The sequence below is a fragment of the Candidatus Sulfotelmatobacter sp. genome, from assembly GCA_035498555.1.
GTDB lineage: Bacteria > Eisenbacteria > RBG-16-71-46 > RBG-16-71-46 > RBG-16-71-46 > DATKAB01.
The window spans coordinates 1-23,881 of sequence record DATKAB010000053.1 but is presented as its reverse complement, the minus strand read 5'-3'; the positions used below and the strand labels follow the sequence as shown (position 1 = coordinate 23,881).

Below are 23,881 nucleotides of genomic sequence, written 5' to 3'. Positions count from 1 at the left end.
CCCGCAATTTCAGTGCTAGTACTCCCAGCGGGCCTTCAGGTTGACATTGAAATCCGGCCAGTTGGCGGTGGTGGTGTTCGAGGTCCCGCCCAGCGATCGCCTTTGCGTAAGCTCCGTCTGAAGATAGACGAATCGATTCAGCCGGTACTCGGCCTCCACGTCGCGCTCGAAGGCCTCACCGGGGTCGGTGGTGGGGCCGGTGCGGGTGAATCCCGGCAATCGCTGTCGATAGTGGAGGGAAATATTCGGTGTCAATTGGGTGCCAAGCCCCAGCACCACGTCCCCTTCTCCGCGCAGCAATCCGCCCTGCTCGCGCTGGATTTCCCAGTCGCTGATGTAGCCTTTGAACGCTCGTGACATTTCCGCCGACATGGTCCGATTGATGGCCTGGGTCAGGTAGCTGTCCAGCGGGTCCCCCAGCTGGACCCCACCCTGCTTGGGGTCGTAGAAGCGCCCCACCGTCAGCTCGCGAAGGATTCGAGGCTGGTCCCAGTCGGGCGGATCGCTCGCGAAATCCACCACCGGCTCGTTCGCCCGGCCGGTGATCGTGGCGGTGATCACGTGCGGGGCTCCCGAGGAATCGGCGCTCATTTCTTCGGCGCTCGAGGCCGCCCCCTGGAACGAGGTGATCCGGGTGGTCGCCTCGATGTCGAGCTGGGGATTGACCCCGGTCTCGTTGTCGAAGGTGAGGTTCGCGCGCGAGATGTCGAACTTGTTGCTGAGGAAGTAATAGGTGCCCTTCAAGCTCTGCAGGTCCCCGTAGATCTGCAGCGAATCGGGGGTCTGCTCGAGCGTCAAATCGGCGCTGAATTCGATGTCACCGTCGGGCGGCTGCCAGTGGAGGTTTCGGCTCGCGGCCACCTGAACGCGATAGGTCCAGAACAGCGGCTGGGTGGTGGCGGCGAGCTGCTGCGCCTGACTCTGATTGGCGAAATCGAACAGCACCGCGGCGCTGCGCAACTGCACGTTGCCCGTCACCTCGGGAAGCGTGGAACCCTGGACCTTCGGGCCATTGCCCACCACGAAATCACCGTCGAACTGCGCGGCGTAGAGCCCTTCCTCGACGGCGGTGAACTGACGCAGCTGCAGATCGAACCGGTAGCCCTTGAGCGCCAGACCGTCGAGTTCGACCACGCCCTTGCCGAACACCGTGCCTTCCTGGCCCTGGCGTGCGCGCAGACTGTCGAGCGTGACGCGCGCTTCATCGAAATGGAAATCCGCCGACAGCTTGTCGAGCACCTCTTCGCGGCCCGCCATGCGAATCGCTCCGTCGCGGATCCGCGTGGTGCCCGAGAGCCGCGGCGATCGCGCGGTGCCCGCGACCCGTGCCTCGAGCGCGAACCGCCCGCGCGCCCAGCCGAGCGGCGGCACGAACACCGGCAGCAGCGCCAGATCGCCGTTCGGGATCTGCACCTTCCAGTCCATGGGCTGATCGGGGATCCGGGCGGGACGGCCGAGGGCCAGCGCCAGCGGCAGGCTGCCGGAAGCAGTGGACACCACCGAACCGCGCGTGACCCGGGCCTGATTGACGCGCAATCGCTCCGACGCGTACGAGCACTCGAGCGCTCCGGCATCCACCTTGAAATCGCGCCAGCCGAAGGGTTGAGCATCGGCTTTGAGCGTGAACTCGGGATGGGCGGGGCTGCCGTTCAGCTGCAGGCTGGCATCCAGGCGTCCCGACCAGCCCATCGGCTTGGGCAGCAGGTGCTCGGCCTGCTCGAGCGCGATCTGGCTCACGCGCGCGCTCCCCTCCCAGCTTGCGCCCTCGGCGAGCCAGCGCACCACGCCGTCCGCCGTGAGAGTGTCGGGCCACGCCCTCGCGGTTCGATCCACGCGCCCGCTGGCGCGCGCTTCGCCGCCGCCCACCCCGAGCACCAGGTTCTTCACGACCAGCTGGCGCTTCATGCCTTCGAGCGCGACGTCGAGCGAGTCGGCGCGATGGCCGCCCTCTTCCGGCCCGGTGCAGTCGGCGTCGAAGCTCCAGCTGGGGTCGCCGTTCACGCCGCGCACCGAGAGTTGCGCATCCGCGCTGCCCCCCAGCCGCCAGTCGAGCGGCAAGCCCAGGCGCGAGAGCTGGAGCGCGTGCGCGCGTGCGTCGAACGAGTAGGTGCCTCCCGGCGCCGCCCAACGCCCGGTGCATTCGAGGCGCGAACTCCCGTCGTGCGCGATCAGCCGATCGAAGTCGACGCCGCGCGGGTCTCCGGCCAGATCGAGCGGGGGATCCGCGATCCACCGGAACTGGCTGCTGCTCGCGGCGGCGCGATCGAGTCGCATCTTCCAGCCGTCGCGGGTCCAGCTGGCATCGCCTCCCACCGCGATCGTGGTATCGCCGGCCCAGGCCGTCACGCTGTCGAGGCTGGCGCGCTGATCGAGCAGGTGAACCGCCACTCGACTGCTGTCGAAGTGCAGTCCCAGGAACATCAGGTCGCGCATCTCGCCGCCGGCGTCGAGATCGGGGGTGGGCAGCAAACGGCCATGGAGCTGATCCAGACGCCAGTTCGCGAAATGCGCGCCGAGCCACTCGCTCTGGCTGCCGGACAGCGAGCCGTCCACCGTCAGGGCGTTGCCGCGGCTCACCACGCCGCCGCGCCCCTCGGCGAGGGTGCCCTTGAGCCCGCTGGCGCGCCCGTCCGGCCACTCCTCGAGCGGGAAGTGCATCGCGCTCCAGCTCCCCAACCAGCCCCACGAGCGGGTGCCGGCGCGCAGCGAGAACTCGCCGCCGCGACGGAAGTAGTCCACGGTGAAGGTGTCGGTGGTGGCGGCCGGCGCGTGGTAGAGCACCTCGGCGCTGTCGGCGCGCCAGCCCGCGAGCTCGGAGCCGAGCAGGCGAGCGCGCAGATCGAGATCGTGCTTGTCGTTCTCGGTCAACGCGAAGGAGCCATTCAGGTTTCCCTGTGGCCAGCCGTCGAGTTTGAACGCATGCCAGGCGCGCGGATCGACCCGGTCGGCCGCGGCGGCCAGCGTCCACCGCCCCCCCGCCCAGTCGAATCTCCCATGCACGGTTCCGGAAGGCGTGACCGCGTCGAGCGGCTCCACCACCAGCTTGCCGCGAGCATAGGTGAGGTGGCCGCTGCCGTTGGCGGCGAGTCCGTTCCAGGTCAGGTCGCCGCGGAAATCCGCGCGCCAGTCGCGATCCCCGACCGCGTCCAGCGAGAAGCGGCCGAGCCCCGGCACGTCGAAGACCCCGTTGTCGAATACCTTCGCCAGCCACGCCCAGCGCACGCGATCGATGTTGGCGTGAACGAAGCGCTCCCGGGCGTCCGATTTCCAGGTGGCGCGCGCCGACAGCATCACGTCCGGCCCGCGCAGCTCGTCGACCCGGATCCGCACGCTGTCGCCCGACGCATAGCTGCCTCGCAGCTGATCGAGCGCCGATCCCCACGGGCCGCTCCGGAAGCTGAGCCGATCGAGCGCCGCCGAAGTCTCGTCCCCCATCTGTACGCGCGCGCGGGCTTCGAGCCCCGCGATCCCCGGCTGCTTCATGGGCAGCTCGATCGAGCCGTCCCGAATCGTGATTCCGAGATCGAGGTGTCTCGATTTGCCGCCGTGAATGAGCCCGCTTCGCCACTGCGGCAGCCGCAGAGAACCGTCGGCAGCCCGGGTGAGGTGCACGACCGGACGATCCAGCTCGATCTCGATCGGCCCCGGGCCTCCCGTCGCCAGGCCCCAGGCCGGGTAGCGAAGCTGCATCTCGCGCGCTTCGAGCAGCGGCGGCCCGTGCCCGTCCCGGAATCGAACCACCGGATGAACGACATGCACGCCGGTCAGCGGATTGCCCTTCAAATCGCTGATCTGGAGCACCAGATCGGTGCGCGTGGCGAGCGCCTGATTGAGCACCACCGTGATTTCCTGCGCCACCCACACGGTGCGATGGGCCAGGTACAGCGCCGTGCTCACCAGGATCAGCGCCACCAGTCCGACCAGCCCGAACGCCACCAGCATCGCGATGCGGGCCACCGTCCAGCGCACCGGCTGCGGAACGTGCTCCACGACCTCGTGGATCTCTTCCTTGATTTCTTCGACCAGCTCGTGCACCTGCTCCTGCACCTGCTCGACGGCGGAGTGCGGCTCATGCTCCGGCGGCGGGGCCGGCGTTTCGGGAGAGGGCGAAAGCGGGTCGTCAGGACACATTCAGAAGCTCGGACCAATGGCGAACTGGGGTTCGGCGACCAGGGCGGGACCGGTGGCGTCCGGTCGCAGACTCCAGGTGAAATCGAGCCGGAGCGGCCCGATCGGAAGATTCATGCGCGGGCCGATGCCGAACACATAACGGACGTCATCCTTGCCCATCGACTCGTGGCTCAACACCGGCTTGAAGTTCTCGATTCGGATGCGCGCGGTCCGCTCCCAGGCGTTGCCGGCGTCCGCGTAGATCTCGAGCCCGAACGGACCGATCACCGGCACGCGCAGTTCGACGTTGCCGAAGATCACCGCGAGCCCGCCGGTGGTGGGAATCGAGTTCTCGGAGTAACCGCGAACCGTGTTCACGCCGCCGATCCGATAGCGGTCTTCGAGCGGCACCTGGGCCACCAGGCTGTCGAGACCCACCGTGGGGGTGAGCAGCGGGCCCTCGCCGAACGGGTGGATGCCGCCGATTCGCACCCGCCAGGCGAACACCGTCCCGTTGCGGTTGGGTTGATAGCCCCCGATCGCCCCACCGAGCTTGTAGAAGCTGCTGGTGCCCTTGAGCGGTCCACCGGCGATCTCCCCGAGCACCGACTGCACGGTGCCGCGGGTCGGATTCAGAGGGTTGTCTCGCGAATTGTGGTCGAAGCCGAGCTGGAGCCGGTGGGTCGTGTACGACGGCCGGGTCTCGAGCTGGAGCGAGTCGATGGTGTTCTGCGGAATGCCCGTCGCCAGGATCTGCAGCGCCTGGGTCACGAACGTATTGTCGAGGGTTGCGCGCAGCAGCACGGTGGGGCTCGGCTCGCGTCTCAGCTGAAGGCTCACGCCGCGTGCGGTCTGTTCCACGACCCAGCGCGGGTCGGCGCGATCGTTGCGGTCCTCGAAGTACCCGGTGACCTCGCCACGGGTGCGGGTCTTGAACAGCCAGGGTTCGAGGAGCGACAACTCGGTGCGGGTCAGCAGGAACTTCCCGTTGCCGTCGAACGCCAGCCTGGAGTTGAGGGTCATCTGCTGGCCGTGACCGGTCAGATTGCGGTGCCCCCACTCCCCGGTGAAACGGAAGCGTTCGCTGGTGCCGCTGCCGATGCCGGCGTCCACCCAGCGCGTCTTCTTGTCGCGAACGCGCAGATCGAACTCCATCTTTCGCCGGGCGCTGTCGGGGAGCAGCGTGATCTGGGCCTGGCTGAACAGCCCGGTGCCGTAGATCCGGTCGATCGAGCGCTCGACCCGCTCCATCTTGAAGGGATCGCCGTCCTTGATGAGCAGCTCGCGGCGCACCAGGTACTCGCGAGTGTGCAGCTCGGTCGGCGAGGACAGATAGACCTTGCCGAAGGTATAGGGCGGCCCCTCGTTCACCTCGTAGGTCACGGTCACCGCCAGCGACTCACGGCTGGCGAAGGCGCGCACCCGCGGCAGATAGCCGCGATCCTGGTAGTAGCGCTCGATGCGTAGCGTGTCCGCCACCAGATAGGCGGGATTGAACGGCTGCTTCACCTTCGCGTAGATGTGATGGCGCAGTCCGTCCACCGACACCGCCGTGACGCCCAGCCAATCGATGCTCTGAATGTACGATCGACGGCCTTCAGCGATCACGAAGCGAACGTCCGCCTGCGAAGGTTCGGGCCCGGGCAGGATCTTCCAGGTGACGGTGGCGTCGAGGAAGCCGCGCTGGCGGAATACCGCCGCGATCGACGAGGTGTCGGCGCGCAGGAAATCCACGCGCAGCCGCGGGCGGTCATGCCATGGCCAGATCGATGGGCGTCGCGTCTTCATCACCGGCCAGATGTCCTTGCTGGACACGTGATGCCGCCCCTCGAGCCGGACCGAGGCGATGGTCTTGAGCTCGGTAGGCACGTCGTCCACTCCCTGCGCGCGGGCGCACTCGGCCAGGGCGGCCATCGCGATGCAACCGAAGACGAATCTCCAACCGGCCGTCCATGGCCTGCCCGGCTTGCGAAGCGGCGCCGCTGAACGAACCTCGTGCCGCGGCGCCGGCAAGAATGCTCTAGGGCGGCGAGGGGGCAACCGTATTCTCCCGGGGAGCCGGGCGAGGAGCATGGTCAAGCGCACGCTGACGCTGAATCAGCCGATTGAAGTCGTTGGCGAGAATGAAAACGAACAGCCCCCCGACCACCAGCAAGCCCACCTTTTGAAACCGCAGGTAGGTGGCTGCCGAGATGGCGTGGCGCCGCACCGCCTCGATCAGTGCGAGCAGAATGTGGCCCCCGTCGAGGATCGGCAGCGGGAGCAGATTGAAAGCCATGATCGCCACGCTGATCCAGGCCAGGAGTTGCAGCCAGGAATCGAGTCCGCGCGACGCCTGCTCGCTGGCCGCCTGCGCGATGAACAGCGGGCCACCGAGGTACTCGCGGTAGTAGATGGGCCGGCTGATGGTGAGCCACATCTGTCGATACACCGCCGGGACCAGATCGAGCGTCGCCCCGAACCCGAGTGGGATGCTCTCCCACAGCGAATGTTTCTCGACATAGGTGCCGTGGCGGGGCGCCTCGATGCCGATCACGCCGTTCCCGCCCGATCCGCCGTCGGCATTGATCGGCTTCACCATCACGTCGAACTCCTGACCGCCGCGCGACACGTGCAGCGTCACTTGCTTGTCGACCTGGCCGTGCAGCGCCGCAGGCAGATCGTCCCAGACGTTCACCGGCTTCCCATTCACCGCCAGAATCCGGTCGCCATCGCGGAGGCCGGCCTTGTAAGCGGGCATCCCGGTCATCACCGAGCCCACCACCGGCGGGTCCTCGGGGCGATGCAGACTCGAGAAAAGCGGCTCGCGCTGAGCGGGAGTCAGCGGCACCTCGAAATGACTGCCGGCCCGCTGCGCGGTGAGGACCACCGGATTCTTGCCGCCGATGCGCGAGTTGGTGAGGAAGATCGCGACCCAGCTGCTGGTGGGCTTGCCCGAGACCGCGACGATCTGGTCGCCTTCGCGCAGTCCCATCTGGTACGCGAAGCTGGTGTCGGGCGTCGCGCCCAGGCGGTTGGGATAATCCGGATAGGAGACTCCCACCACCCCGGTGATCACCAGCACCAGGAAGGCGCCGACCAGATTGGCGGCCGGCCCGGCCGCGGCGATCACGATTCGCCCGTACCAGGGATGCGAAAGATATTGCTCGGGTCCGCTCGGCATCTCGCCCTGCTCACCGGGAGTGTCGCCGGCCATCTGGACGTAGCCCCCGAGCGGAAACCAGGAGATCCGGTACTCGGTTTCGCCCATGGTGAAGGCGAACATCGCCGGTCCAAAACCCAGTGAAAAGCGCAGGACCTTGACCCCGCGCCACTTGGCGGCCAGGAAGTGGCCCAGCTCGTGGATGAAGATCACCAGCCCGAGCAGCACCACGCCGGGCACGATGGCATTCCAGTGCAAGCTCAACTCCTTGGATGAGAAGGTCTTCGGCAGGCTAGCGCCGCGCCTTTGAGAGCGTCAAGGACGGCTCCGGAGGGGCTCCGGTACCTCCTCGACCCGACCGAGGCAAACGGCAGGCCGAAACCGCGGTTTCTAGGGCTTGGGATGCTGCCCCGGGCCGATCAGCCGCCGATATTCCTCGAGCGAGCGTTCCACCATCCGGTCGGCGCTGAATTCCAGCACGCTGCTCATGGCCGCCCGGGCCCAGGCGAGCGGCCGATCCGGGTGGTCGAGGGCCTCGAGCAGGGCGGCGGCCAGCGCGGCGGGATCGCGCACCGGAACCAGCCGGCCGTTCACCCGGTCCTCGATCAGGTCCGGGATGCCCCCGGTTCGAGTGGCGATCACCGGAACTCCAAGCGACTGAGCGTCGAGGATCGAGGTGCAGAGCCCTTCGAGATAGGAGGCCAGCGCGAACAGGGTGAACTGGGGAACGAACGCGCGAGCTCCGGCCCGGAAGCCGAGCAGATGGACGCGCGATTCGAGCCCCAGTGCGCGGCGCTGGGCCTCCAGCTCCGGCCGGCATTCACCTTCACCGAGCCAGACGAAATGCACGTCGGCGCGCTCGGCCACGACCCGCGCCGCGGCCCGCATCAGATCGGCGTGGTTCTTGTGTGGCGCGAGCGCCGCAACCGTGCCGATCAGCCGCGACTCGCGCGCGAGGCCCAGCTCCGCGCGCAGATCCGGAGCGGCGCGCACCTCGTCCTCGCTCGCGAAGCGCACCCCGCTCGGCACCAGCGCCAGCCGTTCCTCCGGCACGCCGCCGCGCTTCATCACCTCGATCACCCCGCGGCTGATGCAGAAATAGCGACCCACCGGGAGCCGGTACTTGAGCCAGCTCCAGGGCGTCGTCGCCACCGCGAAGTCGACTCGCCGCGAGACCACCGAAGGAATTCCTCCGGCGAAGCGGGCCGCCAGAACTCCGAGGGTATGGGCGTGCGCGCTGTGGAGGTGGGCGAGATCGGGCGCAAACTCGCTCAGGTGCCGGCGCGCCGTGACCACCGCCGCCAGATCCCACTCGCCCGCCGAGCGCCATTCGCGCGCTTCGAACGCCGCCGCGTGCGCGCGCTCGAGCAACGGCCCGGGCGGCGCGAGCAGCAGGCTCTCGACTCCGCGCGCCCTCAGGCCCTCGAGCAGCAACAGCACCTGCTGCTGGCCGCCGCGCCAGCTCCGACCGGTGTCGAGATGGGCGACCTTCATTCCCGCTCGGCGAGGATGGCGGCGAGCTCCGCTCCGATGCGGCGCGGGCTCGCCACCTCGAGCGCTCGCTCGCGGCCGGCTCGCGCGCGAAGCTCGCGGCGATCGCGATCGGCAATCAGTTCGCCGAGCGCTCCGGCCAGTGCCGCGGCATCACCACGCGTCACCGCCTCGAGGTGAACACCCGGCTCGAACACCTCGTTCAACCCTTCACCCGCTCCGGTCAGCACCGCCCGGCCCGCCGCCAGTCCCTGGTAGACCTTGTGAGGGATTACACGTCCGGCCTTTTCTCCCGCTCCGAACGCGCCCAGCACCACGTCGCTGGCCGCCATCCAGCGCGGCGCCTCGGCGTAGTCCACCGGGCCCGGGAACTCGACGCGAGCGAGGCCGCGCTCGCGTGCCGACTGCCGCGACCGCTCCCACTCGATGCCGCGTCCGGCAAGCGTTGCCCGCCACGGGGGAAGATCGCGGCGCTGCTCGAGTCGCGCCAGGGCGTCGATCAGCACCCCGACGCCATGGAGCGGCAGGAAACCCCCGAGATACAGCACGCGCACCTCGCTCTCGATGTCGCGGGGCGGCACCGCGAAGAACGCGTCCTCCGCTCCCACCAGCACGCGCCGCAGCCGATCGCGACGCGCCCCCAGCGTTTCGAAGAGCCGCCCGTGCGCCCAGGTGTCGCACAGCACCCGGTCGGGGAGCGACAGTGCGATCCGATCGATCCAGGCGTTCCAGCGCGCCTGGGCCGATCCCGGCGCATGGAGTCGCCAGTCCTCGACCAGCGTGTCCACACGCGAGACCAGCGGATCGAACACCAGCACGCGCCGCCCGCACAGCGCGCGCGCCAGCGGCACGTCCTTGTGCCGGAACTCCGGCACCAGCACCACCGACGCGCCGCGGGCCGCCGCGGAGAAGCGTGCGGCGAGCGCCGGCCAGCGCCGGAAGGCGCGGGTCTCGCGCACTCGCGCCTCGCCGACTTCGTAGCCTTCGAGCGTGAGGCCCTGGCGGAGAATGCGGTTGCGCGGATAGGCGGGATCGTAGGCGCCGAAGAAGCAGACCCGCCTCATCGAACCGGGACACCGCGTGTCCGCGCCCACAGCTCCGCGTACTTGAGCGCGACCTGCGCGGCCGCCAGCGCGCACAACACCGCGCCGTAGCCACCGTCCAGGAAGCCCAGCTGCAGCAAGTACTGGCGCGCGAAGCGCAGCGGCGGTCGCAGCGCCACGTCGAGGGCACCAGCGCGCCGGCCCTCCTGCCAGGCCTTCGCGGCGCCGGCGCCGGCGTAGCGGCGCAGCTTGTCCACGCAGGCGTCCCAGGACCGGTAGGAATGGTGATCGAACGCGAGTTCGGAGCGCGCGATCCGGCCCTCGACATGAACCTGCTCGTGGACGGCGGCGTCGTCGAACCGGGCTCGATCGCGGCGGAACAGGCGCACCAGTCGCTCGCTCTGCCAGCCGCAGTAGCGGATGCGCCGGCCCAGGAAGAAGCCGCGACGCGTGATCGTCGCGCCGGCGAGATCGGGCGACGCGATCAGCGGAGCGAGCAAGGGTCCGGGGGGTTGCGCCGGAAGCTCGTCGGCATCGATCCACAGCACCCAGGGCTCCCGGCAGTGTTCGAGCGCGAAGCGCCGCTGCGCGCCGAACCCGTCGAGCGCGCGCGAATGGACGCGGGCCCCCAGCCGCTCGGCGATCGCGCGCGTCGCCGCATCGCCGTTCGCGTCCCACACCACCACCACCTCGCGCGCGAACGCCAGCCGGGGCAACAGCGCTTCGAGCGCCGGCCCCTCGTCACGCGCCAGCAGCAGGACGGAAATCGGAAGCGTGTCGCTCATGGCGTTCCAGGTGGACGAGCACGCGCTCGCCGGCTTCTGCGGGGTCGAGCCCCGGCAGGCAGTTCCAGTGCGGGCAACGCGTGCGATCGCAGCCCGCACAGGGCAGCGGCGATCGCCAGTATCCGTGGCGCGGATCTTCGGGCGTCCAGTTGTCGGGATGGGTCGGACCGAACCAGGAGTAGCTGGGAACACCGAGCGCCACCGCCAGATGCCGCGGGCCGCTGTCGGTTCCGACCACGGCGCCGAGCCGCTCGATCACGGCGGCGAGCGCGGGCACGTCGCAGGGCGGCAGCAGCGCGAGCCCGGGCGCGAGCGACGTGATCGCCCGTGTCACCCGCTCCTCGCCCGGACCGGCGAGCAGCAACACCTCGCGGCCGCGCTCGCGCAGGAGCCGCGCCAGCAGTGCGGCATGCGCCTCGGGCCAGGTCTTGGTCGGCCAGCTGCCGGCCGCCACCAGGCCCACTGCCCGCTGCGGCTCGCGGATTCCGGCATGTTGGAGCAGCTGCATGGCGCTCGCTCTGGCGTGCGCCGGGAGGGACAGCGAGGGGACGACTCCGTCCGCGACGCCGCCGGCCGCGACGGCCAGCCGCACGTGGGTGGCGGCCGCGTACTCGCGGTGGCCGCCGCGTTCCGCGCCGCGCGGCACCCTCACCCGATAGGCGCGTCCCCTCCCACGCAGGTCGTAGCCCGCGCTCCGCCGCGCTCCGCAGGCGGCGGCCAGGAACGCGGTGCGCGGATTGCCGAAGAAATCGATCGCCCAATCCCAGCGGCGCGCTCGCAGGCGGGCCAGCAATCCGAGCGTCTCGCCGGCGGAGCGCGGGGTCGTCCAGACCCGGGTGACTCCAGGCTGAGCGGCGACCAGCGTCGCAAACGGCGGATCCGTAATCACGTGCAGCTCGGCATCGGAATGCCCGCGACCGAGCGCCCGCAGCGCCGGCGTCAGCAGCACGACGTCGCCGAGGTTGCGCGGCCGGATCGCCAGGATTCCGGCGCTCATTCCGCCGCTCGGCGCGCCGTGAGCACCCGCTCGAACGTCGCGCGTTCGACTTCGACCGGCGCCTCGAGGCGGAGATCGGCATTCAGTTCGCGCGCCAGCGCACCCGATTCCGGATCGTCGTCGATCGCGACCAGGTCCACGCCGCGCAGGCCGGCCACCAATCGCGCGCGCTCGACGGCCGAGAGCAGCGGCCGACCCGGGCCGAGACGCGCCGCACTCGCCCGATCGCCGCTCACCGCGACCAGCAGCCGCCCGCCCGCCGCGCGTGCGCCGGCGAGAAAGCGCGCGGCCGCGAGGCTCAGCAGATCGAAATCGCCTTCCACCAGCGTCACGCGCTCGCCGGCCCGGCGGGCCGCGGCCGCCTCGAGCCGCATGTGCTCGCGCGTCACCACGCGCTGTTCCGTCATGCCGGCACCGCGGCGCGCGCCGCCTCGCGCGCCCGGCGGTCGACCGAGCGGAGCTGCTCGAGCGACTCGACTTCCTCGCGGAGGTGCTGATCGAGCACGCGCGCGATGCACTCGGGCACCTGGCCGAGGCTCAGGGCGCCGTCGAGGAACGCCGCCACCGCGACCTCGTCGGCGGCGTTGAGCGCGCAGGGCAGGGTGCCGCCGGCCTCGCCCGCCTGCCGGGCCAGATCGAAGCAGGGAAAGCGGCCGTCCGGGATCGGGGCGAACTCGAGCCCTGCGAGCCGTTCGGGTGTCAGCGGCGCGACCTCGCCGATCCAGTGTTCGGGCCACGAGAGCGCCAGCTGAATCGGCAGGCGCATGTCGGGCGAGGCCGCCTGCACCACGCTCGATCCGTCGCGGAAGATCGCCATGGCGTGAATGCGCGCCTGCGGATGCAGCACCGCCTGGAGCTTCGGCCAGTCGAGATCGAACAGCCAGCGGGCCTCGATCAGCTCGAGCCCCTTGTTGAAGAGCGTCGCCGAATCCACCGTGATGCGCGGTCCCATCTTCCACACCGGATGCGCCAGCACTTCGGATCGGCTCGCACGCCGCCAGTCGGGATGCGCGCGCAACGCGCCGCCCGAGGCCGTGATGACGAGGCGCTCGACCTCGACCGGCGGGCGCCCGCACAGGCACTGCAACGCGGCGCTGTGCTCGCTGTCGACCGGCACCAGTTCACCCCCGACCTGCAGTGCGCGCCGCACCAGCGCGCCCCCGACCACCAGCGATTCCTTGTTGGCGAGCGCGAGGCGCGCGCCGGTCCCGAGCGCGGCGAGCGAGGCGCCGAGGCCGGCCGAGCCGACGATGCCGTTGACGATGACCGCGGCGCCGGATGAGGCCGCCAGCCACTCCGCCGAACCGGCGCCCACCCGCACCTCGGCCTGCGGCGCGGCCGCGCGCAGCGCCGCCCGTGCCGCGGATTCATCCGTGCTCCGCTCCAGCGCCAGCGCTTCGGGGCGAACGGTGCGGGCCAGCGCGATCAAACCCTCGAGATCGGCGCCGGCGGAAAGCCCGACCGCCATCAGACGATCGCGATGATGCGCGATGACCTCGAGCGCCTGCCGGCCGATCGAACCGGTGGCGCCCAGCACGGTCACGCGCGCCGATGCGGGCGATGCGCTCATGGCACCCGGAACACCACCATGCGCAGGTAGTAGTAAATCAGCGGCGCCGCGAAATACAGACTGTCGAAGCGATCGAGGATCCCGCCGTGCCCGGGAATGATGTCGGAGGAGTCCCCGTGGCTCGCGTCGCGCTTGAGCAGCGATTCCACCAGGTCACCGACCTGACCGCAGATCCCGACCAGCAGTCCGAGCACCGCGGCGTCGCGAATCGACAGGAACGGAGCGAACCACGCACGCGCGATGAACGCGGCGATCAGCGCGGTGCCGAGGCCCCCGAGCGAACCTTCCAGCGACTTGCGGGGCGAGATCTGAGCCCACGGCCGAATCCGGCCGAACATCCGGCCGAACGCGTAGGCGCCGGTGTCGCAGCTCCAGGTGACGAAGAAGGCCAGCAGCACGAACCTCCAGCCGCTCGCGTAGTCGAGTCCCGCGATCCACGGCAGCTCCCGCAGCAGCACCAGATGCGAGGCGAGCCAGCCCACGTAGAGCAAGCCGAACATGGTGACCGCCATGCCCTCGACCAGGCGCTCGCGATTGGGCCGCCGCAGCCCGAGCGCCAGTTGCAGCATCACCAGTCCCGCCACCAGCAAGTCCCCCGGGATCCAGTGCGGGCGATAGCAGACGAACGGCATCAGCGCGCCGGCAGTGATGCCCAGCGTCACGTTCGGCTCGAGGCGCTTGGCGCGCATCATGCGGAAGAACTCGCGCAGGCCCAGGATGTTCTGAAGCGCCACGAAGCTGGTGAAGGCAAGCCCGCCCGCCCGCGCCAGCAGGATCAGCAGCGGCACGAACAGGAGGCCGCTGGCGATGCGGAGACGAAGCGACCAGCCGGAGGACTTCGGCGCCGGGTCGGCCGGTGCCTGCGGCGTCGCCGGGGCGGTGGCGTTCAATCCACGCGCCCGAATCGGCGCTCGCGCCGCTGATAGTCGGCGACCGCCTGATAGAGATGGCGCCGCCGGAAGTCGGGCCACAGCGTGTCGGTGATCCACAGCTCGGTGTAGGCGAGCTGCCAGAGCATGAAGTTCGAGAGACGCATTTCGCCGCTGGTCCGGATCAGCAGATCGGGGTCGGGTTGCCCCGAAGTGTAGAGATGTCGAGCGATGAACTCCTCGTCGACCCGGGCCGGGCTGATGCCGCTTCGATGCTGCTCGCGCAGGATTCGGCGCACCGCGTCCACCATCTCGGCGCGCCCGCTGTAGGACAGCGCGAGGTTGAGGAGCAGGCCGGTCGAGCCCGAGAGATAGGCCTGGGTCTCTTCGATCGCGTCGCGCACCGGTCCCGGCAGGTCGGCGGCGCGCCCGATGATCTGCAGGCGGACGTTGTTGGACTTGAGCTCTTTGCGCTCGGCGCGCAGCGTCTGCCGCAGGATCGCCATCAGCGCCGAGATCTCCCGGGGCGGTCGATTCCAGTTCTCGATCGAGAAGGTGTAGAGCGTCAGCACGTCGACGCCCAGCTCGACGCAGCCCTTGACCGCCTCGCGCACCGATTCTCGGCCGGCCCGATGCCCCATCAAGCGCGGAACGCCGCGCGCCTTCGCCCAGCGTCCGTTCCCATCCATGATGATGGCGATGTGACGCGGCAGCTCGCCGCTGTCGCGAAGCTCTTCGGGCGTGGGGGTACGCGCGGACACCGCTCCTCCCTCGTCACGCGGCCGATCGGACGGCGCCGGGTTCGCGCGGGGCGCGAGCTCCGCGCCGCCCGCGCCGCGCGGAGCGATCAGACCTCCAGGACTTCGGCGGTCTTCTTCTTGAGCAGCTCCTCGATCTGCGCGATGTAACGATCGGTCAGCTTCTGCGCCTCGGTCTCGTGGCGTTTGGCTTCGTCCTCCGACAGCTGGTGGCCCTTCTGCTGCGCGTGCACTTCCTTGATGAGATCGTGCCGGATCTGGCGCACGTGAACGCGGCCCTCCTCGGCGAGCTTGCCGACCAGCTTCACCAGATCCTTGCGGCGCTCCTCGGTGAGCGTGGGAAGCGGGACTCGCACCACCGTGCCGTCGTCCACCGGATTGAGCCCGAGCTCGGACTGCTGGATCCCGCGCACCACCGCCTTGATCAGCGACTTGTCCCAGGGCTGCACCACCAGCAGCCGTGCCTCGGGCGCGCTGACGCTCGCGACTTCCTTGATCGGCACCTCGTTTCCGTACGCTTCCACCCTCACGGTGTCGAGCAGCGCCGGGGTCGCCTTGCCGCTCCGAATCGCGGAGAACTCCTTGCGCGTCGCCTCGAGCGACTTCTTCATGCGCTCTTCGGCATCGTGTACCAGGCGGCTTGGAACGCTCATGTTGCCCCCACCTCGGTGCCCACCGGCTCCCCCTGCACCACGCGCAGCAGGTTGCCGCGGGTTCCCACGTTGAAGACGATCAACGGCAGACGATTGTCCATGCACAAAGAAATCGCGGTCGAGTCCATGACCTTGAGTCCGCGTGTCAGGATATCGAGGTAGCTGATGCGAGGGAAGAAGGTGGCGGTCGGCTCTTTTTCGGGGTCGCCGCTGTAGACGCCGTCCACCCGCGTGGCCTTGAGGATCACGTCCGCGCCGACCTCGATCGCCCGCAGCGCGGCGGCGGTGTCGGTGGTGAAATAGGGATTACCGGTTCCGGCCGCCAGCACCACGATGCGGCCCTTCTCGAGATGGCGCACCGCGCGGCGCCGGATGTAGGGCTCGCACACGCGGGCCATCTCGATCGCCGACATCACGCGCGTGTAGAGCCCGCGATGCTCGAGCGCGTGCTGCAGGGCGAGGCCGTTAATGACCGTCGCCAGCATGCCCATGTAGTCGGCGCCCACCCGGTCCATGCCGCGGGTGCTGGCGGCCAGTCCCCGGAAGATGTTGCCACCGCCGGTCACGATGCCGACCTGCACGCCCAGCGCGTGCACGTCGCGAATCTCGTCGGCGAGCGCGGCCATGACGGTCTCGTCGATGCCGTGCCCGGCGGGTCCGGCGAGAATCTCCCCGCTCAGCTTGAGCAGGATGCGCTGGAAGCGCGCCATCCCGGGATCAGTCCTGTCCGAGCCGGAAACGCGAGAAGCGGCGGACCACGATGTTCTCGCCGGTCTTCGAGGACGCCCCGCGCACGAGATCGCCGACCTTCTGCTTGTCGTCGCGGATGTAGGGCTGGTCGAGCAGGCAGACCTCCTCGAAGAACTTGCCAAGCTTGCCTTCGACGATCTTCTCGACGATCTGCGCCGGCTTGCCCTGGCCCTCGAGCTGGCCCGCGTAGATGCGGCGCTCGCGCTCGATGCGATCCGAGGGCACATCCTCGCGCCGCACGTACTCGGCGCCGGCCGCCGCCACCTGCATGGCCAGGTTGCGCACCAGCTCGGCGAACTCGGGGGTGCGAGCCACGAAGTCGGTCTCGCAATTGACCTCGATCAGGACGCCGACGCGATTGCCGGGGTGAATGTAGGACTCGACCAGGCCTTCGGTGGCGGCGCGCTCGGCGCGCTTCTCGGCCCTGGCGATCCCGCTCTTACGCAGCGCCTCGACGGCGGCGTCGAAGTTGCCGTCGGCTTCGACCAGCGCCTTCTTGCATTCCATCATGCCGGCTCCGGTCCGTTCCCGGAGCTCCTTCACCTTGTCGGCTGTGACCACCGGTTTCCTCCGCGTGTTGGAACGCCCGCCGGCGCTCGGCGCGCGGGCGGGCGCTGGATCTCGAGTCGTTGGGTGACGGGCGTCAGACGGCTGCGGCCGAGGTCTCGCCTTCGGCTTCGGTCGCGTCGCCGCCGAACGAGACCGTCTCCTGATCCGAACCTTCCTTTGCGAACGCGCGCGATTCGATCACCGTGTCGGCCACCATCTTGGCGAAGAGGCGAATCGAGCGGATGGCGTCGTCGTTTCCGGGGAGCGGATAGTGAATCGGCGAGGGATCACAGTTGGTGTCCACGACCCCGACGATCGGGATGCCGAGGCGGCTCGCCTCGCTGACCGCGATCTTCTCCTTCTTGGTGTCGATCACGAACACCAGCGCCGGCAATCCGGGCATCTCCTTGATCCCGGCGAAGGCGAATTGCAGGCGGGCACGCTCCCGGGACAGCCGCGACACTTCCTTCTTGGCGAGCTTCTCGAAGGTACCGTCCTCGGCCATCTTGTCGAGGTCGTGCAGCCGCTTGATGCTGGTGCGGATGGTCTTGAAGTTGGTGAGCATCCCGCCCAGCCAGCGCTCGGTCACCGAGTACATGCCGCAGCGCTGCGATTCCTCGACCACGATCTGCTTGGCCTGCTTCTTGGTCCCCACGAACAGGATGTGACCGCCGCCGCGCACCACGCGTTCGATGGTGGCGCGCGCGTCCTGCAGGCACTTGAGGGTCTTCTGCAGATCGATGATGTAGATGCCGTTCCGCTCCATGAAGATGAATTTCTTCATCTGCGGATTCCAGCGTCGCGTCTGGTGCCCGAAGTGAACTCCCGCTTCGAGCAGATCCTTCATTCCAATATCCGACACTGCGAGCCTCCGATGGGGTTGTGACCTCCGCTCCGATCCCTGGACATCGACGCCTCTACCCTGGTCGAGGGACCCCGGCGTCGGATCCGGAGCGTGAGTGATTGAGTTGGCTGCTGCGACTTCTCTAGCGCTTGCTGAACTGGAACCGCTTGCGCGCTCCGGGGCGGCCGTACTTCTTGCGCTCCTTCATGCGCGGGTCGCGGGTCAACAGCCCTTCGCGGCCGAGCATGCCCTTGAGCGTCTCGTCCTCGCGCACCAGCGCCCGGGCGATCGCCAGGCGCAACGCTCCCGCCTGACCCGTCAGCCCGCCACCGCGCACGCGCGCGACCACGTTGTACTTGCCGGCCAGGTTGGAAAGGGTCAGCGCGTGAAGCGCGGACTGCACCAGCGACTCCCGCTTCAGGTACTCCAGCGGGGTGCGGTCGTTGATGGTGTGCTTGCCCATGCCCGGCAGGAGCCGGACCCTCGCCACCGCTTCCTTCCGGCGTCCGGTGCGGGGTGCGGCGCTCGTCACCAATGCCATCGGCTCCTCTCCTAACCGCGCGGCACCCAGGCCACCGGCTGCTGCGCCGCGTGGGGGTGTTCCGCGCCCGCGTAGACCTTGAGCTTCCTCATCATGGCGCGGCCGAGCCGATTGCGCGGCACCATCCCGCGCACGGCCCGCTCGACGACGCGCTCCGGATGTTTCTCCATCATTTCCACGATCGAGGTCCAGGTCGCCCCGCCCGGATACATGGTGTGATGGAAGTACTTCTTGTCCTGTCCCTTCCGCCCGCTCAACCCGACCTTCGCGGCGTTGATGATCACCACGTGGTCACCGGTGTCGACATGCGGGGTGTAGATGGGCTTGTGCTTGCCCCGCAGCACCATCGCCACCTGGGACGCGAGGCGCCCGAGCGGCTGACCCGCGGCATCCACCACCAGCCACTGCCGCTGAATGTCGGCCTCACGCGCCGAATACGTCTTCATGAACTCCTCCCAGCCTCGGAAAGGCCTCGCCGGCGGGGCGCCAGGTGCTGCCGGCGCGGCGGGCGGGCGTCATCCTCCATCGAGCGAAGCGACGGAGACTATCAACCTGCTTTTCGGGGTGTCAAGCGCCGGCCCGCGCGCGAGCGGCGCGCGGGTGAAGCTACTCGAACTCCTCCAGCACGGCACGCAGCCGGGCGAGCGGCAGGCCCACCACGTTCGAGTAATCGCCCTCGATGCGCCGCACGAACATGCCGCCCTGTCCCTGGATGCCGTACGCGCCGGCCTTGTCGAGGGGCTCGCCGGCGCGCACGTAGCTCTCGATCTCTTCGGCCGTGAGGCGCGCGAACTGGACCCGAGTGCACTCGGCCGCGGTCCGCTCGTCGCGCCCCGAGACCACCGCGAGCCCGGTCCACACTTCGTGGGTGCGACCCTGCAGCCGTGACAGCATCTGGATGGCTTCGTGCCGGTGGGCGGGCTTGCCGAGCCGCACGCCGCGCGCCACCACCACCGTGTCGGCGCCGATCACCACGCTATCGGGACGGCGCACCGCCACCCGGCGCGCCTTGTCGATCGCGAGCGCGCGCACACCGTGGCGCGGTTCGGCGTCGCCCGGCCAGACCCGATCGGGCCCGGGGTCCACCACCGTGAAGCTCGCGCCGACCTGGCGCAGCAGGGCCACGCGCCGGGGCGAGGCCGATGCCAGCACCAGGGGCCGGCGCCCTCTCCAGAACAGCGAAGGGGTCCTGCCTTTCATGGCTTCGGCTCCGCCCGCTCGGGCGATTCGATCATCAACGTCACCGGGCCATCGTTCTCGAGCTCGACCCGCATGTGCGCCTGGAAGATGCCACGTTCGACCCGAACCCCCTCGCCCGCCAGCGAGGTACACAGTCTCTCGATCAATGGCGCCGCCTGTTCGGGCCGGGCTGCGGCGGTGAAGTCCGGGCGGCGGCCGCGGCGCGCGTCGGCGTAGAGCGTGAACTGCGGCACCACCAGCGCCGCGCCGTTCACCTGGCGCACGTCGAGGTGCATGGGCTGCTCGCCGTCGGGAAAGACGCGCAGTCCCGCGAGGCGGACCGCCATCCAGTCGGCGTCGGCCGCGGCGTCGCGATGGGTGACGCCGGCGAACACCAGCAACCCGCGTTCGATCGCGCCGCTCTCCCGGCCGTCCACCGTGACGCGCGCGCGACTCACGCGCTGCACCAGCGCCCTCACGCCACCTCGCCGCCGGCCCGCGGCGGGCGCAACACACGCTGGCGCCTCTCGACCCGCGTCACGCCCTTGACCTTCCGGATCGCCGAGATCAGGTCCTGAAGACGCGAGAGGTTCGGCACCTCGACCACGAAGACTCCGCGCGCCGTACGATCCTCGCTGGCCATGCCGGCCTGGCGGATGTTGACGCCGACCGTGGCGATGGTCCTGGCGATGTCGGCGAGCAGCGAAGTGCGGTCCTGTCCGTAGACCACCAGCCGCACCGGAAACGTGTCGTTGAGCCCGGCGTCCCACTCCACGGGCACCCGGCGCTCGGGCGCGACCCGGCCCGCGAAGGTGTTCGGGCAGTCCTGCCGGTGCACGGTGACGCCACGGCCCACCGAGACGATGCCGATGACGCGATCCCCCGGCACCGGCTGGCAGCAGCGCGCGAAATGGATCATGACGTTGTCGATGCCGTGAATGCGCACGCCGCCCGCCGGACGCCGACCGAGTCCGAGTGCCTCGAGCGGCTTGGCCAGCCGCTCCGCGAAACCCTCCTTCTCGGGCGCCAGCCGGCGCAGCACCTGGGTGAGCGAGATCTGTCCCTCGGCGATGCGGGCGTAGAGCTGATCCACGTCGGCGCAGCCCAGCGCAGCCGCGATCTCGGCCAGCGCCGCGGGCCCCGGCTCGTGGCGCACGCGCTTCAGCTCGCGCTCGAGCATCTCGCGGCCGAGTGTGACGCTGTCCTCGTGACGCTGCTGGCGCAGCCAGTGCCGGATCTTGCTGCGGGCGCCGGTGGTGCGCACCACCTGCAGCCAGTCCTCGTGAGGGCGCGCGTGCGGCGAGGTGATGATCTCGACGGTGTCGCCGTTGCGAAGCTCGTAACGCAGCGGGACCAGCTCGCCGTTCACGCGAGCGCCGACCGTGTGCTCGCCCACCTGGGTGTGGATCTGGTAGGCGAAATCGAGCGGTGTGGCGCCCTTGGCCAGGCGCTTCAATTCCCGCCGCGGGGTGTAGACGAACACCTCTTCCTGATAGAGCGCGGTGCGCAGGAAGTCCATGTACTCGTCGTCGCTGGCGGTGCGCTGCCAGTCGGCGGTCTGCGCCACGAAGCCGCCGAGACGCGCGTCGAGCTCTTCGTCGACCCGCCCGCCCTCCTTGTAGACGTAGTGGGCGGCGATGCCGGTCTCGGCGGTGCGGTGCATCTCCCGGGTGCGGATCTGCACCTCCACCAGCTCGCCCTTCTCGGAGAGGATGGTGGTGTGCAGCGACTGGTACATGTTGCTCTTGGGGGTGGCGATGTAGTCCTTGAACCGGTCGGCGACCGGCGTGAACAGGTCGTGCACCACCCCGAGCGCGCGATAGCAATCGTTGCGGGTGTGGGTGATGACGCGCACGCCGAACAGGTCGTAAATGCTCTCGAAGTCGCGTCCGCCGCGCAGTTTCGAGTAGATCGAGTAGAAGTGTTTGGGCCGTCCGACCACTTCGGCCTTGATGCCGGCAGCCTTCAGGCCCTCGCCGAGCTTCTCGCGCACCCGGGCGAGGAAAGCCTCGCGCTCCTCGCGCCGCGCGGCCACCCGCTGCGCGATCTCGCGATAGGCTTCGGGATCGAGCACCTTGAGGCTCAAGTCCTCGAGCTCGCGCTTAATGCCGGCCATGCCCAGCCGGTGGGCGAGCGGCGCGTAGATGTCGCGGCTCTCCTCCGCGATGCGATGGGAGCGCTCGGGCGGCAGGTGCTCGAGCGTGCGCATGTTGTGCAAACGATCGGCGAGCTTGATGAACACCACGCGCAGATCGCGCGCCATCGACAACAGCATCCGCCGGAAGTTCTCGGCCTGCGCCGCTTCGCGGCTGTCGAAGTGCAGCCGATGGAGCTTGGTGACCCCCTCGACCAGGGAAGCGATCTCGCGTCCGAAGCGCTTCTCCACCTCGTCCAGCGTGACCGGAGTGTCTTCGACCACGTCGTGGAGCAGCGCTCCACATACCAGCGGGGTATCGAGTCGGTTCTCCAGCAGCTCGACCAGGATCAGCGCCACCGCCACCAGATGGGTGACGAACGGCTCGCCGGACTCGCGTTTCTGATCGCCATGGGCGGCGGCCGCGAAATCGAAGCAGGCCGCGACGCGATCGCGATCCACTCGGGCCGCCCGCTCATCGAGTGCCGCCAGCAGGGCGGCGCGCAGCTCGGGATGGCCGCTCTCCCCGCTCATGCCGGCTGCATTCCCTTGAGCTTCAACTGAACGCGGGCCTGGCCCATCCATTCGTTGCGAGTGGGAACGAACGCCAGGTCCACCCCGCCACCGCGCGTCAGCTCCACGGCGCGCGCCCCCATGCCGAACCCGATCGCCTCGACCGAATCGGAGGCATCGCGCACCGTCAGCCGCAGGTGCTTGCCGCCGCCCACCGTGCCGACCTGCGCCACGGCGAGTCCGCGGGAGCACAACACCGGCTCGGGATTGTCGAGCCCGTGCGGCGACAGTCGCTCGAGCCATTCGATCAGCTCGAAGTCGCACTCGGCGAGCCGGACCTCGGCGTCGAGTGTGAGGCGCGGGACACAATCCTCGGGGGCGAGCGTCTCGCGCGCCAGGGCCTCGATGCGCTGGCGCAGCTCGGGCAGCCGATCGCGGCGCACCGTCAGACCGGCAGCGAAGGCGTGGCCGCCGTAGCCCTCCAGCAGATCCGCGCAGCGACTCAGGAGATGGTTGAGATCGAGACCGGGCAGACTCCGTCCCGAACCGCGCCCGCGATCCCCGTCCACCGCCACCAGGATGGTCGGCCGCTGATAGCGTTCCACCAGGCGGGACGCGACGATCCCGATCACCCCGGGATGCCACTGCTCGGACCACAGCAGGATCGACGAGCAATTGGGCCAGTCGAGCTCGCTCTCGACTCGCTGCGAGGCTTCGAGCAGCGCGGCTTCGTCGTACCGGCGGCGCGTGTCGTTGTCTTCTTCGAGGCTCTCGGCGCAAACGCGCGCCTCGCCCGGTTCGCGCGCCAGCAGCAGGCGTAGCCCCTGCTCGGCGTTGCCCATGCGGCCGGCGGCATTGATGCGCGGCGCCAGCACGAACGCCACCTGTCCGCTGCTGATGCGACGGCCGGCCAGTCCCGCCACCTCGATGAGCGCCCTCAGCCCGAGCCGCGGCGACTGATTGAGGCGCTCGAGGCCGAGGCGCGCCAGCACGCGATTCTCTCCGACCAGCGGCACCACGTCGGCAATCGTTCCGAGCGCCACCACGTCGAGAAAGTCTCGCGCGCGATCGAGCCCGCCGCGCCGGCGCAGCAGCGCCTCGACCAGCTTGAAGGTGACGCCCACGCCGGCCAGAGGCTTGAACGGGTAGGGACAGCCGCGGCGCAGCGGATTCACGACCGCCGCGGCTTCGGGCAGCGCCGCGGGGACTTCGTGGTGATCGATGATCACCGTCTCGATGCCGCGCTCGCGCGCCACGCGCACCGGCTCGACGGCGGTAATCCCGCAGTCGACCGTGACGATCAGCCGGCAGCCGCGCCGCTCGGCTTCATCGATCGCGCCGAGCGAGAGCCCGTAGCCGTCGCGGGTGCGGTGCGGAATCCGGCATTCGACGCGCCCGCCCAGCTCGCGAAGCACGGAAAAGAGGAGAAAAGTCGAGGTGATGCCATCCACATCGTAGTCGCCGTGGATCAGAATCGGCTCCTCGTTGTCGAGCGCGGCGCGAATGCGCTGCACCGCCAGCTCGAGGTCGAGAAGCTGAAGCGGATCGTGCAGGTCCTCGAGCGCCGGGTCGAGGAAGCGGCGCGCGTCCTCGAGATCGGAAACCCCGCGGTGCACGAGAGCGTGCCCCACCGGTAGCGGCGCGCCGAGGGCGCGCGCCAGGCCCGCCGCCCGCTCGGGATCACGGCGCGGATGGTGAACCCATTGAGGCACCTGGGTGGGAATGATCACGATTCTCCCCGGGGGAAGGGGTATGGAGTGGGGGACACGTGATTGGCCACGCTAACAGCGGCCCCAGGGTGAAGCAAGACTTGGGTCATGCTCCGAAGATTGGTGATGGTGCAGGACGTGCAGGGACTGACCCTGCATGTCGCCAGCGGGTCGCTTCTCGCCCCCATTCTGCCCCAACCCATCCTGTTGCCACCACCGCACTAGCGGGATCGGCTGGCGCTGG

The 23,881-nt window shown here is 69.4% G+C and carries 21 protein-coding genes; all 21 read right to left on the bottom strand.

The annotated features are described in order from the left end of the window. Positions 1 to 15: 15 nt before the first annotated feature. The 21 genes from VMJ70_04625 to recJ all read right to left on the bottom strand — a co-directional run bounded on the left by VMJ70_04625 (position 16) and on the right by recJ (position 23,658). Complete coding sequence (locus VMJ70_04625; GenBank protein ID HTO90393.1) at positions 16 to 4,131, bottom strand: translocation/assembly module TamB domain-containing protein; 4,116 nt, start codon at positions 4,129 to 4,131, stop codon at positions 16 to 18. Next, positions 4,132 to 5,979: a BamA/TamA family outer membrane protein gene (locus VMJ70_04620; protein ID HTO90392.1), complete on the bottom strand. Its 1,848-nt coding sequence runs from the start codon at positions 5,977 to 5,979 to the stop codon at positions 4,132 to 4,134. A gap of 151 nt (positions 5,980 to 6,130) precedes the next feature. After that, positions 6,131 to 7,510, bottom strand: a complete 1,380-nt coding sequence (gene rseP / locus VMJ70_04615; protein HTO90391.1) for an RIP metalloprotease RseP — start codon at positions 7,508 to 7,510, stop codon at positions 6,131 to 6,133. 132 nt (positions 7,511 to 7,642) lie between these two features. Continuing rightward, a complete protein-coding gene (locus VMJ70_04610) occupies positions 7,643 to 8,746 on the bottom strand; it encodes a glycosyltransferase (protein HTO90390.1) in 1,104 nt (367 codons plus the stop codon). Continuing rightward, entirely contained in the window at positions 8,743 to 9,807 is a 1,065-nt protein-coding gene (locus VMJ70_04605) for a glycosyltransferase (protein ID HTO90389.1), read from the bottom strand. Before VMJ70_04605 ends, VMJ70_04610 begins: the two co-directional genes overlap by 4 nt. Further along, positions 9,804 to 10,571, bottom strand: a complete 768-nt coding sequence (locus tag VMJ70_04600) for a glycosyltransferase family 2 protein (GenBank protein HTO90388.1) — start codon at positions 10,569 to 10,571, stop codon at positions 9,804 to 9,806. Before VMJ70_04600 ends, VMJ70_04605 begins: the two co-directional genes overlap by 4 nt. Beyond that, entirely contained in the window at positions 10,528 to 11,568 is a 1,041-nt protein-coding gene (locus tag VMJ70_04595) for a glycosyltransferase family 9 protein (GenBank protein HTO90387.1), read from the bottom strand. The genes VMJ70_04600 and VMJ70_04595 overlap by 44 nt, the downstream gene beginning before the upstream one ends. After that, entirely contained in the window at positions 11,565 to 11,975 is a 411-nt protein-coding gene (locus VMJ70_04590; GenBank protein ID HTO90386.1) for a hypothetical protein, read from the bottom strand. Before VMJ70_04590 ends, VMJ70_04595 begins: the two co-directional genes overlap by 4 nt. Beyond that, a complete protein-coding gene (gene dxr, locus VMJ70_04585; protein ID HTO90385.1) occupies positions 11,972 to 13,138 on the bottom strand; it encodes a 1-deoxy-D-xylulose-5-phosphate reductoisomerase in 1,167 nt (388 codons plus the stop codon). Before dxr ends, VMJ70_04590 begins: the two co-directional genes overlap by 4 nt. Further along, positions 13,135 to 14,028 carry a phosphatidate cytidylyltransferase gene (locus VMJ70_04580; GenBank protein HTO90384.1) on the bottom strand — a complete coding sequence of 298 codons (894 nt, stop codon included), beginning with the start codon at positions 14,026 to 14,028 and terminating at the stop codon, positions 13,135 to 13,137. Before VMJ70_04580 ends, dxr begins: the two co-directional genes overlap by 4 nt. Then, positions 14,025 to 14,768 carry an isoprenyl transferase gene (locus tag VMJ70_04575; GenBank protein ID HTO90383.1) on the bottom strand — a complete coding sequence of 248 codons (744 nt, stop codon included), beginning with the start codon at positions 14,766 to 14,768 and terminating at the stop codon, positions 14,025 to 14,027. The genes VMJ70_04580 and VMJ70_04575 overlap by 4 nt, the downstream gene beginning before the upstream one ends. Positions 14,769 to 14,854: 86 nt before the next feature. After that, on the bottom strand, positions 14,855 to 15,418 hold the full coding sequence (frr, locus tag VMJ70_04570; protein HTO90382.1) for a ribosome recycling factor: 564 nt from the start codon (positions 15,416 to 15,418) through the stop codon (positions 14,855 to 14,857). Then, a complete protein-coding gene (gene pyrH, locus VMJ70_04565; protein ID HTO90381.1) occupies positions 15,415 to 16,128 on the bottom strand; it encodes a UMP kinase in 714 nt (237 codons plus the stop codon). The genes frr and pyrH overlap by 4 nt, the downstream gene beginning before the upstream one ends. Positions 16,129 to 16,135: 7 nt before the next feature. After that, positions 16,136 to 16,729, bottom strand: a complete 594-nt coding sequence (tsf, locus tag VMJ70_04560; GenBank protein ID HTO90380.1) for a translation elongation factor Ts — start codon at positions 16,727 to 16,729, stop codon at positions 16,136 to 16,138. Positions 16,730 to 16,811: 82 nt separating this feature from the next. After that, positions 16,812 to 17,564: a 30S ribosomal protein S2 gene (rpsB, locus tag VMJ70_04555; GenBank protein ID HTO90379.1), complete on the bottom strand. Its 753-nt coding sequence runs from the start codon at positions 17,562 to 17,564 to the stop codon at positions 16,812 to 16,814. 139 nt (positions 17,565 to 17,703) lie between these two features. After that, a complete protein-coding gene (gene rpsI, locus VMJ70_04550; protein HTO90378.1) occupies positions 17,704 to 18,102 on the bottom strand; it encodes a 30S ribosomal protein S9 in 399 nt (132 codons plus the stop codon). Positions 18,103 to 18,113: 11 nt separating this feature from the next. Then, complete coding sequence (rplM, locus tag VMJ70_04545; protein ID HTO90377.1) at positions 18,114 to 18,548, bottom strand: 50S ribosomal protein L13; 435 nt, start codon at positions 18,546 to 18,548, stop codon at positions 18,114 to 18,116. Positions 18,549 to 18,708: 160 nt separating this feature from the next. Next, the gene (locus tag VMJ70_04540) at positions 18,709 to 19,302 is read right to left on the bottom strand and encodes a Maf family protein (GenBank protein HTO90376.1); all 594 of its coding nucleotides are present in this window, start codon (positions 19,300 to 19,302) and stop codon (positions 18,709 to 18,711) included. Beyond that, the gene (gene dtd, locus VMJ70_04535) at positions 19,299 to 19,760 is read right to left on the bottom strand and encodes a D-aminoacyl-tRNA deacylase (GenBank protein HTO90375.1); all 462 of its coding nucleotides are present in this window, start codon (positions 19,758 to 19,760) and stop codon (positions 19,299 to 19,301) included. The genes VMJ70_04540 and dtd overlap by 4 nt, the downstream gene beginning before the upstream one ends. Further along, positions 19,757 to 21,949 (bottom strand): bifunctional (p)ppGpp synthetase/guanosine-3',5'-bis(diphosphate) 3'-pyrophosphohydrolase, encoded by a 2,193-nt coding sequence (locus tag VMJ70_04530; protein ID HTO90374.1) that lies wholly within the window; start codon positions 21,947 to 21,949, stop codon positions 19,757 to 19,759. The genes dtd and VMJ70_04530 overlap by 4 nt, the downstream gene beginning before the upstream one ends. Next, on the bottom strand, positions 21,946 to 23,658 hold the full coding sequence (gene recJ, locus VMJ70_04525) for a single-stranded-DNA-specific exonuclease RecJ (GenBank protein ID HTO90373.1): 1,713 nt from the start codon (positions 23,656 to 23,658) through the stop codon (positions 21,946 to 21,948). The genes VMJ70_04530 and recJ overlap by 4 nt, the downstream gene beginning before the upstream one ends. Between the last annotated feature and the right edge of the window lie 223 nt (positions 23,659 to 23,881).

Bases quoted from the DNA above. Each gene is read 5' to 3' on its own strand.
- VMJ70_04625 (HTO90393.1), bottom strand. From the start codon at position 4,131: ATGTGTCCTGACGACCCGCTTTCGCCCTCTCCCGAAACGCCGGCCCCG.
- VMJ70_04610 (HTO90390.1), bottom strand. From the start codon at position 8,746: ATGAAGGTCGCCCATCTCGACACCGGTCGGAGCTGGCGCGGCGGCCAG.
- VMJ70_04605 (HTO90389.1), bottom strand. From the start codon at position 9,807: ATGAGGCGGGTCTGCTTCTTCGGCGCCTACGATCCCGCCTATCCGCGC.
- VMJ70_04600 (HTO90388.1), bottom strand. From the start codon at position 10,571: ATGAGCGACACGCTTCCGATTTCCGTCCTGCTGCTGGCGCGTGACGAG.
- VMJ70_04595 (HTO90387.1), bottom strand. From the start codon at position 11,568: ATGAGCGCCGGAATCCTGGCGATCCGGCCGCGCAACCTCGGCGACGTC.
- VMJ70_04590 (HTO90386.1), bottom strand. From the start codon at position 11,975: ATGACGGAACAGCGCGTGGTGACGCGCGAGCACATGCGGCTCGAGGCG.
- dxr (HTO90385.1), bottom strand. From the start codon at position 13,138: ATGAGCGCATCGCCCGCATCGGCGCGCGTGACCGTGCTGGGCGCCACC.
- frr (HTO90382.1), bottom strand. From the start codon at position 15,418: ATGAGCGTTCCAAGCCGCCTGGTACACGATGCCGAAGAGCGCATGAAG.
- pyrH (HTO90381.1), bottom strand. From the start codon at position 16,128: ATGGCGCGCTTCCAGCGCATCCTGCTCAAGCTGAGCGGGGAGATTCTC.
- rpsB (HTO90379.1), bottom strand. From the start codon at position 17,564: ATGAAGGATCTGCTCGAAGCGGGAGTTCACTTCGGGCACCAGACGCGA.
- rpsI (HTO90378.1), bottom strand. From the start codon at position 18,102: ATGGCATTGGTGACGAGCGCCGCACCCCGCACCGGACGCCGGAAGGAA.
- rplM (HTO90377.1), bottom strand. From the start codon at position 18,548: ATGAAGACGTATTCGGCGCGTGAGGCCGACATTCAGCGGCAGTGGCTG.
- VMJ70_04540 (HTO90376.1), bottom strand. From the start codon at position 19,302: ATGAAAGGCAGGACCCCTTCGCTGTTCTGGAGAGGGCGCCGGCCCCTG.
- VMJ70_04530 (HTO90374.1), bottom strand. From the start codon at position 21,949: ATGAGCGGGGAGAGCGGCCATCCCGAGCTGCGCGCCGCCCTGCTGGCG.